The organism is Streptomyces sp. NPDC048504 (genome assembly GCF_043200035.1).
Taxonomy (GTDB): domain Bacteria; phylum Actinomycetota; class Actinomycetes; order Streptomycetales; family Streptomycetaceae; genus Streptomyces.
The window spans coordinates 167192-186415 of sequence record NZ_JBICXA010000012.1 but is presented as its reverse complement, the minus strand read 5'-3'; the positions used below and the strand labels follow the sequence as shown (position 1 = coordinate 186415).

The following is a 19224-nucleotide window of genomic DNA, read 5'->3' as shown; positions in this document are numbered from 1 at the left end:
GTGTCCGGGACCTTCCGTGTGACGGAGCGCCGCGTGGCGTCAACTCCCGTACACCCGGCGGGCCATGTGCTCCGCGATCATGATGGTGGTCGCGTTGGTCACCGTCGACGGGACCTCGGGCATGATCGAGGCGTCGACCACGCGCAGCCCCGTCAGCCCGTTCACCGCACCCGACTCGTCGACGACGGCCCACTCGTCCCCGGGGCCGCCCATGGGCGCGGTCGAGGTCGGGTGGCCGTAGGTGGCGATTCCGGTCGCGATCGCCGTCTCCAGTTCCTCGTCACTCCGCACGGCGTCACCCGGTACGAGTTCGGCGGCCACCGCACCCGCCAAGGGCGCGGTGCTCGCGAGACGGCGTACGAGCCGCACTCCCTCCAGCATGCGATCGCGGTCCCTGGCCGTGGCGAGGAAGTTGTTGTCGATGACCGGCGCGTCGTGGGGATCGCGACTGGCCAGCCGTACCGAGCCGCGCGACTCGGGCCGGGTGACGGCCGCGGCGAGGAGGATCGCCCCGCCAGTGGGGCTGAAGGAACCGTCCGGCAGGTGGGTGGCGACGATGCTGAGATCCAGTTCGCCGGCCTGCGCCTCGGGCGAGGCGAGCCACAGATGGGCTCCGAAGGCGTACGTCAGGGTCTGGTGCTCGGGAGCGAGAGCGAACAGCGAGTGGAAGAACGGGTGATCCTGGAGCCGGCGGCCGACCGGGAGATCGGCGACCACGTCGATGCCGAGCGCCCGCAGATCCTCGGCCGGGCCGACGCCTGAGCGCATCAGGATGGCCGGGCTGCCGTAACTTCCCGCGGAGAGTACGACTTCACCGGCCCGGAAGACCGCGCCCGACGCGTCCACGACGCCTCGCGACGCACCGTTCTCGATGATCACCTTGTCGATCGTGACGTCGCTCAGCACCGTCAGATTGGGGCGGCTGCGCACCTGCGGCGTCAGATACACCAGAGCGGAGTTCTGGCGCACACCGTCGACGATGTTGACCGGATAGCCACCGGTACCGTCCTGCCGGGCGCCGTTGAAGTCGTCGTTCCGCCGGAACCCCATGTCCGCCGCGCTGTCCACGAACGCCCGCAGCGAGGACGTGAGTTCGTCGTACGTCCACTGTCGGACGGGGAAGGTGCCGCTGCGGCCGTGGTGGGCGTCGTCGCCGGTGGGTGTGTTCTCCATGTCCCTGAAGGTCGGGAGGACTTCGTCGTACGACCAGCCCTTGATCCCGTAGCGCTCGCCCCAGGCGGCGAAGTCCGCCGCGCGCGCCCGGATCGCCACCCCCGCGTTCACCGCGGAACTGCCGCCCATGGCCCGGCCGCGCGGTGCGGGAATGCTCGGGGCGAGGTCGGTGGCACGTGCGGTGTAGCCCCAGTCGTGGTCCGGGTCGGCCAGGACATGCGGGGTCAGCAGCCCTTCGGGTACCCGGTCGGCCGGGTAGTCGGGGCCCGCCTCGATCAACAGGACCGTGCGCCGCGGATCCTCACTGAGCCTGGCGGCGAGTACGGCGCCTGCGGAACCTCCGCCGACGATGACGACATCCGCTCCGTTTGCGGGGTGTTCGCTCGTGGTGCTCATGTGCATCTCCTCGAATCTGTATCTATATGCTTTGGCAAGCAAATAAGACGGTGTTGGTGTGAAGTGCCGTGTGTTCGGTGTGCGCGGTCAGATGTCCAGCACTTCCGGCATGAGGCGCTCGCCCAGCAGGTGCAGCGCAGCAAGCTGATCGGAGCCGCGGACCGGGCCGATGACGTGGTCGATGCCGAGGTGGTCCAGTCGGCGCAGCTCCGCGAGCAGGACGCGGATGTTCTCGCCGTGTGCGCCGGGGTCGAGGGGGAGCAGGACGGTCTTCTCGATCTCGTCATAGTTACGCCCGACGTCGTCGCAGTGCCGGTGGAGTACGTCGAGTTTGTGCTGGAGGTCGGGTCCGTGGAAGAGGTTGCAGGCGTCCGCGTACTCCGCGACGAGCCGGAGTGTCTTCCGCTCGCCGGATCCGCCGATCAGGATCGGCGGGCGTGGACGCCGCACGGAGGTGGGGGAGTTGAGCGTGCGCTCCAGTCGGTAGTACCGCCCTTCGAAGGGCTTCTCGTCGTCGCTCCACATCTGCAGACAGATCCGAAGCGTCTCCTCCAGTCGCTCGAACCGCTCCGCGACCGGAGGGAAGGGCAGGCCGAGTCCGCGTGCCTCGGCGAGGTTGAAGCCGGCTCCGACGCCGATGCCCAGGGCGGCGCGGCCCTCGGAGAGGACGTCGAGCGTGGTGATCATCTTGGCGAGCAGTCCCGGTTCGCGGTAGCCGGCCGAGGTCACCAGGGCCAGTAGCTCCGCGCGTTCGGTCGATGCGGCCAGGTAGCCCAGCGTGGTGTACGCCTCCAGCATCTCCCGCTCGGAGGCGCCCACGATGCCGATCTGGAAGAGGTGATCCATGACGGCGATACGGGTGAAGCCGAACTCTTCCGCCGTGCGGGCCAGGCGGCCCACATGGCGAGCGATGCCTTGCGGGCCACCGGGCCGGGTGAAATCCGCGATGGCGATGCCGAGGTTCATGCGGGCCTTCCGGGGTGTGAACCGCTGGAACGATCGCCATCGAGTATGCCCGGTCCAATATATGCTTTGTCAAGCAAGGAAATGCGACACGCGATAGCTCCCTCCAAATCGGCCGGTGCCGCGTGGCGCCGTCTCCGCTGATGATCGGCGCCACGCGGCTGACCCCCGCCGAAGTCCTAGACTCCGACCGGTTCGTGGCGGCTCGCGTCGGTACCGTGACGCCGCGCCTCGAACGAGGCGAAGACCGACGAGACGCCGTAGACGAGGCTGAACAGGCCGAAGACCGTGGCGAGCGAGGCCGCGCCGATGTCCGGGCGGACGAAGAGCGAGAACGCGAAGACGATCGCCACCGCCCCGGTCAACAGGAACAAGGTCCGTTCTCCCGCCGTCTCACCGCGCTGGAAGGCCAGGGCTATCTCCATGGCGCCGGTCGTCAGCGCCCATGCGGCGATCCAGATCGTGAGGACCAGGGCCGTGATGCCGGGCCACGCCAGCGCGACCACGCCGGACACCAACGACAGCAGGGCCAGCAGCAGCCACCCGAGGACGGGTCCCACCCTGTCACTGGCGAAAGCGCGGGCACTGTCCGTCGCCGCGGTCATGAACGCGTAGACGGCGAAGAGGATCACGAAGGCGCCGATCGTGATGCCGGGCCACGCGACGGAGACCACGCCGAGGGCGACTGCCAGCAGACCGCGTGAGAGGAGTACGTTGGGTGAACTGAACATGGTCACCTTCCACATACGAGGGTGTCGCCTCGTTGTTCGCCCGAGGCCGGGGTTCGCCACGAAGGCTAGGATCGCGCTTTCCCGCCGCGATCTGTCATACGACTGCATCCGCTACTTCCTTACTCCTCTACCGTCGTCACATGAAGCGGTGCAGCCATCTGACGGATGCGCGCACCGAGTCGGGGCGAGAGCATCGGTGCCTTCTGGCACTGGGCCTGTCGACGAGGAGCCGACGTGATCAAAGGGATCGACGCCGTCGCTACGGCGGAGGGCTCCCCGGCTCCGGTGGTCGATGCTCCGCCCGGACGGACCGTTCGCCGTGCGGTCGATCTGTGGCGGCTGCTGGTGTCCCTGGCCGTGCTCGTGGTGGCGGTGCTGCTGGCCGTCGCGACACGTGACTTCGTCCGCGCGGCACAGCAGGGACTCCTCAGCACGGCGACCGCGCTGCCTCCGGCCCTGCGGGACGCGCTCGTGGGAACGGTGCAGGCCGTCGCCATGCTCGCGCCGGTCGTCACCCTGGCGGTGTGGTGCGTACGACGGCGGGCCGGCCCGGTGCTACGGGTCCTGCCCGCGGCGGCGCTGGGTGCGCTGGGCGAGTGGTCGCTCACCCACCTGGCGTTGGTGCGCGGGCGGCCGGACGTGTGGCCGGCGGTGCTGGACGGCCGGGACGGTCTGGTGCAGGCGGGCTGGCCCTCGGTCGTGTACCTGGCGGCCTGCGCGGCGGCGGTCGTCGCGGCCGGGCCGTGGCTGGCGGCGCGTCCGCGCCGGGCCCTGTGGTTCCTGACCGCCGTGTGCGGTGCGCTGAGCGTCGTCGCCGCCGCGATCGTGCCGCTGGACGCCGTCGCCGCACTCGCCGTGGGCGGCGCGGCAGGGTCGGCCGTACTGCTGCTGTCCGGCGCCCCGGCCGACCGCCCGGCGGCGCAGGCGGTCGCCGACGCCCTCGTGGCCTCCGGGATCTCGGTCGCCACGCTCCGTGAGCTGCCCGCGGACGAGCAGGTGCCGGGGGAGGGGACGGTCTACCGGGCCGGGACCACCGGTGATTCCCGGCTTGCGGTGCGGGTGCTCGCCGCCGAGGACCACAACCGCGATCTGTTCCACCGCCTCGCCCGGCGGACGCTGCTGCGTCACCCCGGTGACGCGACCGCCCAGACGCCGCTCGGAGCCGCCGAGCACGAACTGCTCATGCTCGTCTTCGCGGCCCGCACCGGCGCCCGGGTGGACGAACCGGTGATGGCGTATCCGGTGGCCGGAGGCGGCGCGCTCGTGGCGACCGTCGAGCATGACGCCCGTGCGCTGTCCGCGTTGCCGGACGAGGAGTTGACCGATCCGCTCCTCGCCGGGGTGTGGACCTCTGTGGCCCGGCTCCAGGAACACCGGCTGGGACATGGGGCGTTGCGCCCCGAGCACGTCCTCGTCGAACCGGGCGGCGAGAGCCGGCTCTCCGCGTTCGCGCGCGGCCGGCTCAATGCTCCGCCTGAGGCGCTCGGCAGCGACCTCGCCGAACTGCTGGCCACGACCGCGCTACGGGTCGGCCCTCGACGTGCCACCGCGTGCGCGCTGGCCGGCCTGGGCCCGGAACTGCTGGCGACCGCGCTGCCGTACCTGCAACCGCTCGCACTGATGGGGTCCGCCCGGCGTGCGGTCGCCCGGTACGACCAGGCCCACGCACGGGCGGCCAGGGAGAAGGCCGGGCGGCGGACGCTGCGCGCCGGTGGTCGGCCCAGTCTGCTGCGTGATCTCGCCGCCGAGGTCTCAACTGCCAGTGGCACAAAGGCGGTTCCTCCCGCGCATCTGGCGCGGTTCACGTGGAAGAGCGCCCTGGCACTGGCGGGCGCGTTCCTTGTACTGCACCTCGTGCTGCCGCAGTTGGCGAACGCGCCGGCGGCCGTCGACGCGCTGCGGGACGCGAACTGGTGGTGGGTGCTCGCGGTGCTGCCCATCACCTTCCTCTCGCAGGCGTTCTCGACCTGCTTGCAACAGGGCACCATCCCGGACAGACTGCCGTTCGGCCCCACCTACCAGGTGCAGTTCGCCAGTTCGTTCCTCAACCGGATCACCCCCAGCAACGTGGGAGGCATGGCGCTGAACCTGCGCTACCTCCAGAAGACGGGGATCGAGACCGGGGCCGCCACCGCCTCCGTCGGGCTCCAGAGCCTGGCCGGCGCGCTCTCCAACACCGTTGTCGCCGCCGTCTTCTTCGCCTGGGCGGGACGACGCCACGCCGGAGTGCACCTGGACCTGTCCGCCGGCCGATATCTGCTGTGGGCGCTCGCCCTGGCGCTCGCCGCCGGGGGCCTGCTCGCCTTCACCCCGCCCGGCCGGCGCTTCCTGCACGACAAGGTGTGGCCGTTCCTGCGTGCGGCCGGCTCGACCGTCGCCGGGATCGCGACGGAACCCGGCAAGGTCGCCTTGGGTGTCATCGGCGCTCTCGGCCTGCCCCTCATCCAGGCCGTCGGCCTGGCCATGAGCCTGCACGCGCTGGGCGGCGGCCTTCCCTTCATCCAGGTCGGTGCCGTGTACATGGCGGCCCGGCTGATCGCCAACGCGGCCCCCGTACCGGGCGGGCTGGGCGCGCTGGAGGCCGGCCTCATCGCCGGTCTCACGACGCTCGGCGTGGCCGCCGGTGCGGCCACCTCGGCGGTGCTCGTCTACCGGCTGCTCACGTTCTGGCTGAACGTCCCGCTGGGCGCGCTGGCCCTGAGCGTGGTGCAGCGGCGGGGTTACGTGTGAGACGTGTCGGTTCAGCCGAATCATCGCCCTTGTAGTTCAGGGTCCAGTCATATGACTCAAGCCCTGCCGCCGTGGCTTGCCTACGATCGTCCTGAGAAGACGCGGAACGTAGCGGAAAGCTGGGGAGACGCGTGGACGAACCCGGGCTCCTTGGCCGCGATGAGCAGTTGAGGGTCCTCCAGGAGCTGCTGGGAAGGCTGCCCGATGCCGGTGGCGCCCTGGTGCTGAAGGGCGGCCCGGGCGTCGGCAAGTCCGCGTTGCTGCGGGCCGCGGCCGAACGTGCCCGGACGGCGGGATGGCAGACGCTGGAGGTTGCCGGGCACTGCGACGGCACACCGTTCAGCGGTCTGCGGGAGTTGCTGCGGCCGGTGCTCGGCAAGGGGGACGCCCTGCCCGCGGGACAGGCCGGGATCCTGCGGTCCGCCCTCGAGACCGGTTCCGGGCCACGGCCGGAGACCTTCAAGGTGGCCCTGGCCGCGTTCAACCTGATCACCATGAGGGCGGCAGAGCAGCCCGCGGTGCTGATCGTCGACGACGCGCAGTGGCTCGACGGGCCCACCCGGGACGTCCTGGGGTTCATGGCGCGCAGGGCGGGCGACAACCCGATCGTCGTTCTCGCAGCAGCCCGCAGGGCCCGGGCCCGGGCGGGTGCGCCCGCGCTGGACGTGCCGGCGCTGGACGAGTCCTCGGCGCGGCGCCTGTTGACCCGCCATGCGGCCTCACTGCCTCCCGTCGTCCGGGAGCGGATGCTCGGGGAGGCGCTCGGCAACCCCCTCGCGCTGGTCGAACTCCCCGCCGCGTGGCACCAGTCGGGGCCGCACGGTTCGTGGACCCACCTGCCGGTGAACTCCACATTGGCGATGGCGTTCGCCGCCGGGCTCGGTGAGTTACCGGCGCAGGCCCGGGACGCCCTGTTGGTCGCGGCCGTCGACGACGTCGGAGACATCTCGGAGATCCTGGCCGCCGCTTCCGTCCTGGCCGGACGCGCTGTCGCGGTGGACCTTGTGGACAGCGTGGTCGAGTCCTCGTTGATACGGCTCGGCAGGACGACACTCCGCTTCGTCCATCCCGTGGTTCGCTTCGCGGTGCTGGAGGCGGAGACCCCGGCCCGACGGCAGGCCGCCAACGCCGCCATGGCGCAGGTACTGGCCGAGCACCCGGGCCGGCGCACCTGGCACCGGGCCCAGTCCGTCGACGGCCCGGACGACGGGCTGGCGGACGAGCTGGCGGACGCGCACACCTCGTTGCTCCGGCGGCACGGAGTCGTCGCGGCCATCCGGGCCCTCGAACGATCGGCACAGCTCACCACGGACCCGGCCACCCGGGGCCACCGGTACCTGGGCGCCGCCGAGCACGCGTACGGTCTCGGCCGCACCCGTCTGACCCACGCCCTGATCGACGAGGCCGAACGTCAGGAGCTCTACGACGCCGACCGGGCGAAGGCCTGGTGGTTGCGGGACATCTCGGACCCGGACCCGCGGCCCGGGCCGGCCCGCACACCGGCACGGGACATCACCGGACTTCCGGCGGGTGATCCCGACCAGGCACTCGACCTGCTCCTGAGCGCGGCACTCCGTGCGCACAGGACCGGCGCCGACCCCGCCGCGCGAGCCGCCGTCGTCGAGACCGCCGAGCGGCTGACGGACACGAGCGACCCACGGCGCATCGCGGCGCTCGCACTGACCGAACCCGTGCTCCACGGCCGGGAGTTGTCGGACCGGCTGCCGTCGAGCGAGACGGTCTGGTGCCACCCCGACGCCGACGTCCTCCGGCTGTTCGGCACGGCCGCGCACGCGATCGGTGATCCGGTCCGCGCGGTCGACCTGCTCGGCCGGGCGGAACCCGTCCTCCGCGAACAGGGCAGGCTCGGTCTGCTGTCGGCGGCACTCCTCACCGAAACCGCCGACCTGCTGCTGCTCGGAGACTGGCCCCGGGCCGATCGACTCACCGAGGAAGCACGCCGGATCCTCGCCGAGACCCGACAGCCGGACATGGTCGCCGCGCTCACCACCACGGACGCACTCGCCGCCGCACTGCGCGGACAGGCCGTGCGCGCGCGGGAGTTGGCCGACACCGTGGCGCCATGGCAGCACATGGATCTCGCCCTGACGCTCCGGCTGGTCGGTGGCCTGGCCCGGCTCGCCGACGGGCGGTACACCGAGGCGTACGAAGAGCTGCGGCCGCTCCTCGACCAGCCGCACGGAGGCCTGCGCTGGCAGGGCCTCGCCGCGGTGATGCCGTTCGCCACGGCAGCGGACCGCGGCAACAGCCGTGATGAAGCCACGCCCGTACTCGCGACCCTGGAGGAAGCGGCACGGGTGACCCCTGCCCAGCTGCTGCACGTCCAACTGCCGTACGCGCGAGCTGTGTTGGCCCCGGACGCGGCCGCCGAGGAACTGTTCGTGGTGGCATTGGGCCAGGATCTGTCCCGCTGGCCGCTGGTCAGGGCCCGGACGGAGCACGCGTACGGACAGTGGCTGCGGCGCCGCCGGCAGGCCGCTCGGTCCCGCACGATGCTGCTCTCGGCACGGACCGCTTTCGACCTCGTCGGAGCCTCCGACTGGGCGGGCCACACCGCCGCGACAACCGACAACCCGCTTCCGTCCGTCACGGAACTGCTGTCGCCGCAGGAGACCCTGATCGTCAAGCTCGCCGCGGAAGGGCTCTCCAACCGGGAGATCGCGGAACGGCTGTATCTGTCACACCGTACGGTCGCCGCGCATCTGTACAGAGCCTTCCCCAAGCTCGGAATCACCTCACGCGGCGAGCTGGCGTCACTGTTGAAGCTGCCGGAACCGGCCGCGAGCGACCACTGAAGGCAGCGCCCGCCGCCTCACCGGATGGGTGAGCGGGTGCGGTCAAACGACGCAAGCCGCCGCTGGCGCGGTGTGATTAGCGTGGAGTTCCACGGGAGTTGGGGGGAAGTCGAGGGAGTCACGGGTGCGGCGATGCTGATCGGAAGGGAACGGGAGATCGCCGTGCTGGAGAGACTCCTCGAAGGCACGCCGCCGAGGGGTGCGGTGCTGCTGATGCTCGGGGACCCGGGTATCGGCAAGTCGTCGCTGCTGCGGGAGGCGGAGTCCCGGGGGCGCGCCCGGGGTTTCCGGATACTTCGGCTCGTCGGTGTCGAGTGCGAGACGGCGTTTCCCTTCGCGGGCCTGCACCAGCTCACCGGTCCGGTACTCGATCGCGTCTCGGTGCTGCCGCGGCCCGAGAGGGAAGCGCTGGTGGCGGTGTTCGGGCTGGCCGAGGGCCTGCCGCCGGAGCCGCTCCTGATCGAACTGGCGGTCGTGGATCTGCTGGCGGAAGTGGCGGCGGACCAGCCGGTGCTGGTACTGGCCGACGACGTGCAGTGGCTGGACCCGCAGTCGCACGCGGCATTGACGTTCCTCGGACGGCGCGCGACGGGACCGGTGGTGATCGTCGCCGTGATGCGCCGTGGCCACCCGGGCCCGTTCCTCGACGCAGGCTTCCCGGAGCTGACCGTGGGCGCCGTGGACGACGACGCGGCAGCGCGGATCCTGTCCGCTCACGCACCCGGCCTGAGTCCGGCCGAACAGCGGTGGATCCGGCGGGAGGCGCTGGGCAATCCGCTGGCGCTGCGCGAACTGCCGATCGCGATGACGGACCTGCCGTCCGCCGGACCGCGGCCGCTGCCCCTGTCCGACCGGCTGGAGCACGCGTTCGCCGGGCGCGGGGCCGAACTGCCCTCGGCCACCCGGGACGCGTTGCTCGTCGCGGCCGTCGACCCGGCCGGCGACCTCGCCGAGATCATGGCCGGGACCTCGGCCCTGCGCGGCGAACCGGTCACCCCTGAAGTGCTGGCCCCGGCGCGGGCCGTAGGACTGGTGACCGTGGAGGAGAACCGGGTCGCCTTTCTGCACCCTCTGATGCGTTCGGGAGTCCTCCAGGCCGAAGGCCTCGCCCGGCATCAGTCGGCGCACCGGGCGCTGGCGCGCACACTGGACGACGTGTACCGGCGGACCTGGCACCGCGCACGGTCCATCGTGGGTCCCGACGACCGGATCGCCGACGCCCTGGAGGCAAATGCCGCGCGGGCGTTGAACCGGGGTGCGGTGATCGCGGCGATCAACGATCTGGAGCGGTCGGCGGAGTTGACGAGTTGGTCGGCGCTGCGCGGGCACCGGCTGCTGGTGGCCGCCGGGCACGCGTACGGAATGGGCCGGGACGACCTTGTCCACGGGTTGCTCCAGTCGGCTGCCAGGACCGACCTGACCGACCTGGACCGGGCGCGCATGGAATGGCTCGGCGAGATGTTCGACCACGGCACCCCCAGGGACGCCGCCCGCGTGTACGAGCTGTGCGACATCGCCGTGCGGTCCGCTCCCGCCGATCCCGATCTGGCGCTGGACGTGCTTCTGGTGGCCGCTTTCCGTTGCCACATGGCCGACACCGGTCCGGTCGCCCGGGCACGTGTGGTCACCTGCGCCGACCGGCTGCCCGAGACGGCGAGTGACCCGCGCCATCTCGCGACCCTGGCGATGGCGGAACCGCTGCTGCGTGGCCGGCAGGTCGTCGAAGCGCTGACCCGGACGCCGTACGGCGACGACGGGGACGCGCTCCGGATCATGGGCATGGCCGCACACGTGGTCGGGCACCTGCCTCTGGCGTCCGAACTGCTGGACCGCTCGGAGGAGATTCTGCGCCGGCAGGGCCGCCGGGGACTGCTTTCGCACGTGCTGACCATCCAGGCGTTGACGCGTGTGCTGCGCGGGGAGCTGGTGCGGGCGGCCGACGCGGCCGAGGAGGGGAAGCGGCTGGCCGCGGAGACGGGGCAGCCGCTGTGGGAGACCGGAACGCTGGTGTGCGACGTCCTGCTGAAGGCACTCGTCGGTGACATGCGGGAGGCACTGCGGCGGGCCGCCGAGGCGGAACTGCACGAGGCCCGCGGCCGGAACGCGATGCTGTCGCTGCTCCAACTCGCCCGTGGACTGGCGTCACTCGGGGCCGGCCGGGACCGGGACGCCTACCGGACCTTGCGGGCGGTGTTCGACCTGGCCGACCCCAGCTTCCACCGGGCCGAGAGGTACGTCAGCCTGATGTTCCTCGTGGACGCGGCCGTTCGCGCCGGATACCTGGAGGACGCCCGCGAGCTGGTGGCGGAGCTGGAGCCGGCCGCACGGGCGACGCCGTCGCCGATGCCGCACATCAATCTGTCGTACGCCCGCGCCGTCCTGGCCGCCGACGAGGACGCCGAGGACCTGTACCTGGCGGCGCTACGACAGGATCTCTCCGACTGGCCCTATGCCCGCGCGAAGGTAGAGCTGGCGTACGGCTCCTGGCTGCGCCGACAGGAACGGGTCCGCGAGGCGCGGTCGCTGCTGGACTCGGCGCAGCGCACCTTCGACCGGATCGGCGCGCTCCCGTCCGGTGACGAGGCACGGCTCGAACTGCGGTCGGCGGGGGCCCCGATCGACTGGCCGGAGTCGTCCGCCGAGCGCCTGCGACAGATCACCGAGCTGTCCGCGCTGCGGCTCGCGGACGACGAGATCGCCGAACTGCTCGGCCTGCGCGCGGAAGTCGTGGCGATGTACCGGGACAGGACACGGCCCGACAGCCCTCAGTGAGGACACCGCGGCAGTCGGATGACTCAAGCCCGGCAACGCGACCTCCGGCAGCATGACATCAGTCTGCTTCTCTCGAGTCGCCGGATGGGACTGTATGGAAACAGCCGAGAACGGATCGATTTCCTGCGGATCGCATTCCTCGCCCGATTCGGAGAATTCGGCACCCCAGGGTGTCGAACTGCGTCATCTGCGCTATTTCGTAGCCGTCGCGGAAGCGGGAACCTTCACCCATGCCGCGGAGCGCATGTATGTCGCGCAGCCGACCCTGAGCCAGCAGATTCGGCGGCTGGAGGAATTCGTCGGAACACCTTTGCTGCAGCGCCGGCGTGAAGGAGTCCGGCTGACCGAAGCCGGCACGGTGCTGCTGGAGGAGTCCCGGGCCGTTCTCTCCCTGGTCGATCACGGCGTGGGCCGAACCCGACGGGCGGCGGGTCTTGGCCGGACGCGCCTGCGTTTCGTCGTACAGCCGTATCTGCCGCCCGCGCTCGCCGCGGCGACCGTGTCGAGGCTGCGCTCCGCGGCCCCCGAGGTCGACGTGACCTGGATGGAGACGCAGCTGGACGCCGAATTCTCCTCGCTCCTCCAGCGGCGGGCCGACGCCGCTCTGGGGTGGATGAGCCCGTCGGGCCGTGCGCTGCCGGAGCCCCTCGACGCGATGGAGATCGGATCCTTCGAACCCGACGTCTGGATTCCGGCACGGTACCGAGGGGCGGCGGACAGGGCCGTCGGCCTCGACGAACTCGCCCGGATGCCCGTCATCCACGGTCCTCGTCCCGCCGACCCAGGGACGTACGACGCATGGCGCTCGGTGCTGCGCACCAGGAACCCGACCTTCGACTTCGGCGAACCGCCGTTTCGGCACTCGCTGCCCATGACACTTGCCTTCGCCGCGACCGCGATCCGCCCGAGCGCCGTCCTGACCGGGCCGTACCGACCCGTGGGGAGTGCTCCGCGGTCCACGGCGGACGCGGGCCGTCACGAGATGGTCCCCGTTCGGGTCGAGGGGGCCCCGCTCAGCGCCACCGCCGGTCTGGTGTGGAGCACGGACCTGCCCCGTGCAGTGCAGCAGGTGCTTTTCGACATCGCCGAAAAGATATCCACCTGAACCGCTTACGGAACTGTGCCATGAAATCCATAGCGCAGACCAATACCAGAATCGGCCACATCACTTTTACCGGCGTCGACGTCTCGCGGTGAACTGATGACGGAATGGATAACACGGCTCTCACCGGAACGGAAGGATCCCCCGATGAGCAGGACAAAGGACGTTCGCCAGTCGGTCGAGGCGGAACTCGTCTTCGATCCGCTGGTGGACGCGACGGACATCACCGTTCACAACCTGGGCGGTGAAGTAAGGCTCACCGGCACCGTCCCGAGCTACCTCCAGTACCTGGAGGCCGCCACCGCGGCGCAGCGCGTCGCCGGCGTCACCAAGGTCCACAACAACCTGGAGGTGGTGCTGTCGGCCGCGCACGAGCGCGACGACGCGACGCTGGCGGAGACGGCGAACACCGTGCTGCTGATCAACATCGCCGTGCCGGTCGGTGTCGAGGCGACCGCCGACAACGGCGACGTGACGCTGACGGGTGTGGTCCGCTACGGCTCGGAACGGCAGGCCGCGGAGCAGGCGGTCGCCGGACTCGCGGGGGTCCGCGGCATCAAGAACAAGATCGAGATCGCCGACGACGCCGACCCGGTCGACGTCACCCTGCTGGTGTCGGACGCGCTGGACCGCAACGCGCTGATCCTCGACGACAGTGAGGTCGACGTCACCACCAACGCGAACACGGTGGTCCTCGCCGGCCATGTCCGCACCTGGGCGGAGCACGACGCCGTGGTCGCGGCCGCCTGGATGGCCCCGGGCGTCTACGACGTACGCGACGACCTGTACATCACCGGCTGACACCCGGATGCGTCGAGGGCCGGCCCTTCGGGAAACCCCGCGGGACCGGCCCGCTCCTCTTCCCCGGACCACCCGAACCCGACCGAGAGGCACCGAACGCCATGCCCGACGCCACCCGATCCACGAAGAAGGGCACCGGCCGTTTCCGCGAGCCGGCCGCCGAACTCGAACACCTGCTGCGGGACGCCCTCGCACTGGTCGCCGGCACGAAGGCAGTCACCCGCACTGCTGCTGACCACCATCGCTCCCACGAGGCTGCGCGCCACAGGCCGGCCCGCTTCACAGCACACCTGTTCGGCTACGGCCTGCTCGGCTACATAGTCGTCCACCAGCGGCGGAGTCTGAAGAACCACGCCGCCTGACGAGGTGGCCGGCTGCCCGGCGCGGCACGGGAGACACACCCGCATCCCCGTGCCGCGCCCCGGCGCGGATCGGCACAGAAGGGAAGAACATGTCCCGCTCGCCCAACGAACCTGCGAGGGAAGCACGTTCACATTCCTCGGAACAGGACTGCGCTGATCTCGTCCTGACCATGTGGCGGCACGTGTCCGAGCATGAGTCAGTGCCGGTCCGGGCCCGATTCGGCTACGACCGCGCCCAACCCCTGGAGGTGTGCGTCGAGTTCGTCAACGACCGCGGTGGCGCCGTCACTTGGGTGCTCTCCCGGGACCTGCTCATGGCGGGCCTGCACCGGCCGAGCGGTGACGGCGACGTACGGATCTGGCCGCCGTGCCCGCGTCATGGCGGGGACAGCCTCTGGATCCTGCTCCAGGGACGGACCGGAGTCGCACTCCTCGAAGGCGGCATCGCCCCCTTGCGCGCCTGGCTCGGAGAGACCCTCAGATCCGTTCCCCTCGGCACGGAAGACCTCGCGACGGACTGGGACGAGGCCATCGCGCACCTTCTGGCACAAGGGGACCGCTGACGGTGCGCGATGTGTGGCCGACCGTGTGCCGTGAACTCGGGGCCGGGTGTGCCCAGGGCGCCGGCGCTGCCACAAGTAGGCCTGGGAGCAGCGCACTTGGCGGCCATGGTCGCTGAGCGGTCAGTCGGTCGCGATGGCTCTGCGCGTCCGTGGCCGCCGTTGCTGCCTGCGTTCGCCCTCTGACATACCGCCCCAGACGCCGTACGTCTCAGGGCCGCTCATCGCGGTCCAGGCGCAGGCCTCCAGTACGGGGCAACGCCCGCAGACGGCCCGGGCCTTCTTCTCCCGCGCCCGCTTCTCGATACCGCGCTCGCCGGACGGGGAGAAGAAGACCGAACTGTCCATGCCCCGGCAGAGCGCGCGTTGTTGCCAGTCCCAGTAGGCGAGGAAAGGGCGATGTCGAGGGATCATGACGCTTCCTCCCGATGACAGGTGGATCCGGTACGGGTCATCGTCTTTGCCGGGGCGGCGGCGAGGCTTCAGTCGATTGGCTGATTGGCTGTCGGTATCTGCTCGGTGTCGTTCATCTTTGCCCGGTTCTGCGCCAGCAGGGTCCGCACATCCTGTTCGACCTCCTCGGCATCGACCCCGAGGGCGTGTCCCATGTGGGCCGCCCACACCTCGGAGCGGATGTTCGTCTCGAAGTCCAGGTCGGCGCGGACCTTCTCACGGATCGCCTGGCGGTTCTGACTCACCATCACGAAGGTGGACAGAAAGATCGCCTCAAGGCTGACGATCATGGTGAGCAGTCCGAACGGGTAGGGGTCCCAGATCGCGGAACGGCCGAACAGCCCTTCGTTGAAGGTGATCCAGACCGTGAACCACACCGCGTGGAGATAGACGAACTGCATGGTCCCGGCGAAGGTGGTGATCGCGTCCGCGATCCGGTCCTGTGTCCCGCGCATCCGCGCGAGAACGGCCTGCTCGTTCGGAAGGCGTATGTCCAACCCATTGATTCCAGGGGCCACGGGCACTCCTTGATCCGCTGTTCACCAGAGATGGCGGTCAGCGTACGGACGGGCCGGGCGCCTTCCTTGGGTCAATCGACTGCGTATGAGGCCACATGCGTAGCCGTACGCCGCTCATTGAGTCGATTGACCGATGCGGGTCGGGCCGGCGCGAGGTGAGAGTGGCGGCAGCTCGGATATGCACCTCAGCACGTCGCGTCATCGAGCAGCACACATCCGTCAAGGAAAGGGATCACCATGTCGGACCCGACGCCGCAGAAGAACCAGGCCCCCGGTACCGCCCCGGACGGCCGCCTCGTCGAGCTCGCGCGGAAGGCCGAGGAAGCACAGCGGACCGTGGCGGCGAGTGCCGCGGAGGACCGGCAGAAGCTGTCCGCCGCGGTGGCCGACGCGAAGGGCAGGGCCGAACAGGGCGCGCAGCGGCTCCAGTCGAGTGGGCAGCGGGCGAAGGCCGACGTCACCGGAACCTGGAACCAGGTGCAGACCTCCTGGCAGGACCATGTGGACTCGGTCCGCGGAAAGCTGGAGGAACGCAAGGCGGAGCGTGATGTGAAGCGGCTGCAGAATGCCGCCGACGACGCCGAGGACTACGCCGCGGACGCCGTCGACTTCGCGATCGCGGCCGTGGAGGAGGCCGAGTACGCCACCCTCGACGCCCTGCTGGCCCGGGTGGAGGTGGACGAAGCGGCCGACGTGAAGTAGTCGGCGTCTGACGTACCCGCGGTACGAGCGGCCGGACGGCCGGAGCAGCGGGTCGTGGGACAACACCCACGACCTGCTGTCTTCTGTCGGGCCGGAACGGCGCTGTGTCGCCTCCGGGCAGATCGCCGAGCGCCGGCCCCGACGTGCAGACGGAGCGACGGTGTGACCGGCCACTGTCGTCGGCACCCAATGCTGTGGCTGGGAACATCGACCATCACTCCTCGATCAGCGACGATCTCGCTGACGAGGGACAAGTGCATACTTCTCTCTCGCGACCCGATATATTTCTTTCGGCAAGCAATTTGATGGAGGGAAGTCGGTGACCTCGCGGGCTGGAGCGGACCTGGTCGGTCGCACGGCCGAGCTGGACCTGATGGACTCGTTGTCGCGGCGTGACGGAGGCTGCCGCGGCCTGCTGCTGCGCGGCGGCCCGGGGGTGGGGAAGACCGCGCTGCTGGACGCCGCCGCGACACGGGCCACGGAGACCGGAACGCGTGTACTGCGGGCCTCCGCCGTGGAGTTCGAGGCCGAGATGACCTTCTCGGCGCTGCACCAGATGCTGTACCCGCTGCGCCATCACGCCGAGCGGCTCGCACACCACCATCGCGACGTCATCGACCGGATCTTCGGTCTCGCGCCGGGACCGCTGCCGAACCCGCTGGCCGCTTCGACGGCGGTACTCGCCCTGCTGGACGAGGTCACCGTCGAGAGCCCGCTGCTGATGATCGCCGACGATGCGCCGTGGATCGACCGCGCCAGCGCGACCGTGCTGGGTTTCGTCGTCCGCAGGATCAGCGACCACCCGGTCGCGTTCCTGGCCGCCGCGCGGACCGGAGCGGACAGTTTCTGCGACCAACTCGACCTGCCCGTACACGAGATCGGACCGCTGGCCGAGCGAGCGGCAGCCGAGCTGCTGGACGACCGATGGCCCGGGCTGGGGCCGTCGGTACGCCGCCGGATGCTGGCCGAGGCCGCGGGCAACCCGCTCGCGCTGCGGGAGCTGCCGACCGCGCTGAACGGCCGACAGCGCTCGGGCCAAGTCCCGCTTCCCACACTCCTGCCCCTCACTGGGCTCCTGGAATCTGCCTTCGCGTCCGCCGTCGAAGGGCTGCCCGCGCCGACCCGCAGGGCACTGCTGATGGCCGCCCTGAATGCCGACATCGGCCTGACCGCGGCACGCAGGGCGGTACGGGACTCCGCGGGCGAAGACGCCCTCGCCCCGGCACAGGCGGCGGACCTGCTCCATGTCGACGAGGCCGTCGGCCTCATGTCGTTCCGCCATCCGCTGATCCGCGCCGCGATCGTGCACCTGGCATCTCCCAGGGAGCGCAGGAGCGCCCACCACTCCCTGGCCAAGGCTCTGGCCAAGTGCCCCGAGCGCCGGGCGTGGCACCTGGCCGAAGCCGCGACCGGACCGGACGAGACGGTGGCCCGCGCGCTCGACGAAGCGGCCCTGTCCGCCTGGCGGCGCGGGGCGTCGCCCACCGCCGGGGCCCGGGCACCGGACGAGGCGGCCGTCTCCGACCGTCGGCGCGTCGCCGCCTCCGCCGCCGTGGCCGCGCTCATGCGGGCCGGCGAACTCAGCCCGCATCCGGGCGACCGCTCCCGCCGACTGGTCGAGGCCGCCTACCTCGCCACCTTCACCGGTCAACTCGAAGACGTGTCAAGGCTGTTGGCCGAAGCCGGCCAGGCCCCCGACACACCGACCGGACTGGTCTTCGCCGCCACCGCCCACCTCCTCACCAACGACGAGGGCGACGTCGACGCCGCCTACCGGCTCCTGGCCCGGGCACTCGACGACCGCACGGCCACCGCGAGAAAGGACGACTGGGGCCAGTACGGCATCCTGTACGCGCTGCTCCTCGTCAGCCTCTACACCCTCCGCCCCGAGCCGTGGCAACTCCTCAAGACCGCGATGGCCCGCTTCGAAGCCGCCACAGTGGCACCGATCAGACTCTGCTACGACGCGTACGTCGACCCCACGCACGGCTCCGACGCGCTGCGCAAGGACCTCGCCGACGCCTTCGCGACGCTGCCGGCCGACGCGGCCCCCTGGGAACTGATCCCCCTGGGCTTCGCGGCGGTCGCGATGGACGCCCTGTCGGACTACCGCTACCTGGTTTCCCGCATGATCGAACGCGAACGCGACGGCGGCGCGATCGCCATGGTCATCCCCGCGCAGCTGCTGCTCTGCCACGACTCCTACGTCCACGGCCGCTGGGACGAGGCCGAGAGCCTGGCACAGGAGGGACTGGACCTGGCGGCGGTCCACGGCTACCACTTCTGGGAGCGACAGATCCGGGCCCTGCTGGCATCGGGCGCGGCCCTGCGCGGCGACGCGGACCTCGCCCGGACCCGCAGCGAGGAGACCACGACCTGGGCGGCACCCCGCGGCATCGACGTGACGGAGGCCTACGCCCGGTCCGCCCGCCACCTCGCGGCCATGGGCCAGGGTGACTACGAGGAGGCCCATGTCCAGGTCGGCAGGCTCGATCCATCCGGCGCACCGAACCCCGGCATCCCGGGCCGGTGGATGGTCCTGGACCTGGTCGAGGCGGCGGTCCGCACCGGCCGCACCGAGGAGGCCCGTGCCCATGTCACCGCCGCGCGGAAGGCGGGCATCCACCGGATCTCGCCGCGCACAGCGATGATCTCCGCTGGAGCCGAGGCCGTGGCCGCCGACGAGAACGAAGCCGGGCCCCTGTTCGAGGCAGCCCTCTCCCTGCCCCAGGCGGCCCGCTGGCCGTGGGAACACGCGCGCATCCAACTCGCCTACGGGCAGTGGCTGCGCCGCACCCGGGACCACCGAGCCCGCCTGTACCTGAGCGCCGCTCTCGAAACGTTCCACCGGATCGGCGCGAAGGCCATGGCACAGCGGGCCCGCAACGAACTGCGCGCCACCGGCGTCGCCAGCACCAACGGGCCCGCCGCGCCGACCGTCGCGTTGACCGTGCAGGAACGGCAGATCGCCGAGCTGGCGGCCGTGGGCCTGACCAACAGGCAGATCGGCGAGCGGCTGTTCCTCTCCCACCGCACGGTCGGCTCCCATCTGCACCGGCTGTACCCCAAACTCGGCATCACCTCACGCGCCGCGCTCCGCGTCGCCCTGGAGGCGGTGTGCGAGTGAACACCCGGCGCCCGCGAG

The 19224-nt window shown here is 70.9% G+C and carries 14 protein-coding genes; 9 read left to right on the top strand and 5 right to left on the bottom strand.

Annotation, left to right across the window (positions count from 1 at the left end; translation table 11 throughout):
• Positions 1–39: 39 nt before the first annotated feature.
• From ACGFY9_RS28640 to ACGFY9_RS28630, 3 genes are all read right to left on the bottom strand, one after another.
• Positions 40–1569, bottom strand: a complete 1530-nt coding sequence (locus ACGFY9_RS28640) for a GMC family oxidoreductase (protein WP_393758812.1) — start codon at positions 1567–1569, stop codon at positions 40–42.
• Positions 1570–1656: 87 nt separating this feature from the next.
• On the bottom strand, positions 1657–2535 hold the full coding sequence (locus ACGFY9_RS28635; protein WP_393758810.1) for an LLM class F420-dependent oxidoreductase: 879 nt from the start codon (positions 2533–2535) through the stop codon (positions 1657–1659).
• A 176-nt stretch (positions 2536–2711) separates the two neighbouring features.
• Positions 2712–3263 carry an HdeD family acid-resistance protein gene (locus tag ACGFY9_RS28630; protein WP_393758808.1) on the bottom strand — a complete coding sequence of 184 codons (552 nt, stop codon included), beginning with the start codon at positions 3261–3263 and terminating at the stop codon, positions 2712–2714.
• A gap of 234 nt (positions 3264–3497) precedes the next feature.
• Between ACGFY9_RS28630 and ACGFY9_RS28625 the strand changes: the two genes are divergently transcribed.
• The 7 genes from ACGFY9_RS28625 to ACGFY9_RS28595 all read left to right on the top strand — a co-directional run bounded on the left by ACGFY9_RS28625 (position 3498) and on the right by ACGFY9_RS28595 (position 14409).
• Positions 3498–5993 carry a flippase-like domain-containing protein gene (locus tag ACGFY9_RS28625; RefSeq protein WP_393758806.1) on the top strand — a complete coding sequence of 832 codons (2496 nt, stop codon included), beginning with the start codon at positions 3498–3500 and terminating at the stop codon, positions 5991–5993.
• Between the two features lie 131 nt (positions 5994–6124).
• A complete protein-coding gene (locus ACGFY9_RS28620; protein ID WP_393758804.1) occupies positions 6125–8809 on the top strand; it encodes an AAA family ATPase in 2685 nt (894 codons plus the stop codon).
• Positions 8810–8941: 132 nt separating this feature from the next.
• Entirely contained in the window at positions 8942–11581 is a 2640-nt protein-coding gene (locus tag ACGFY9_RS28615) for an ATP-binding protein (protein WP_393758802.1), read from the top strand.
• 52 nt (positions 11582–11633) lie between these two features.
• Positions 11634–12686, top strand: a complete 1053-nt coding sequence (locus tag ACGFY9_RS28610) for a LysR family transcriptional regulator (RefSeq protein ID WP_393758800.1) — start codon at positions 11634–11636, stop codon at positions 12684–12686.
• A 144-nt stretch (positions 12687–12830) separates the two neighbouring features.
• Positions 12831–13484, top strand: coding sequence for a BON domain-containing protein (locus tag ACGFY9_RS28605; protein WP_393758798.1), 654 nt, complete (start codon positions 12831–12833; stop codon positions 13482–13484).
• A gap of 101 nt (positions 13485–13585) precedes the next feature.
• The gene (locus ACGFY9_RS28600; protein WP_393758796.1) at positions 13586–13846 is read left to right on the top strand and encodes a hypothetical protein; all 261 of its coding nucleotides are present in this window, start codon (positions 13586–13588) and stop codon (positions 13844–13846) included.
• A gap of 182 nt (positions 13847–14028) precedes the next feature.
• The gene (locus tag ACGFY9_RS28595; protein ID WP_393758795.1) at positions 14029–14409 is read left to right on the top strand and encodes an SsgA family sporulation/cell division regulator; all 381 of its coding nucleotides are present in this window, start codon (positions 14029–14031) and stop codon (positions 14407–14409) included.
• 120 nt (positions 14410–14529) lie between these two features.
• Here ACGFY9_RS28595 and ACGFY9_RS28590 read toward each other — a convergent pair whose 3' ends face one another.
• Both ACGFY9_RS28590 and ACGFY9_RS28585 read right to left on the bottom strand, forming a co-directional pair.
• Entirely contained in the window at positions 14530–14820 is a 291-nt protein-coding gene (locus ACGFY9_RS28590; RefSeq protein ID WP_393758793.1) for a WhiB family transcriptional regulator, read from the bottom strand.
• 68 nt (positions 14821–14888) lie between these two features.
• Positions 14889–15356: a DUF1003 domain-containing protein gene (locus ACGFY9_RS28585; protein ID WP_393759056.1), complete on the bottom strand. Its 468-nt coding sequence runs from the start codon at positions 15354–15356 to the stop codon at positions 14889–14891.
• 258 nt (positions 15357–15614) lie between these two features.
• Here ACGFY9_RS28585 and ACGFY9_RS28580 point away from each other — a divergent pair, with 258 nt between their 5' ends.
• Together ACGFY9_RS28580 and ACGFY9_RS28575 are read left to right on the top strand one after the other, a co-directional pair.
• Positions 15615–16079, top strand: coding sequence for a hypothetical protein (locus ACGFY9_RS28580; protein ID WP_393758791.1), 465 nt, complete (start codon positions 15615–15617; stop codon positions 16077–16079).
• Positions 16080–16398: 319 nt separating this feature from the next.
• A complete protein-coding gene (locus tag ACGFY9_RS28575) occupies positions 16399–19206 on the top strand; it encodes an AAA family ATPase (protein WP_393758789.1) in 2808 nt (935 codons plus the stop codon).
• Positions 19207–19224: the final 18 nt, after the last annotated feature.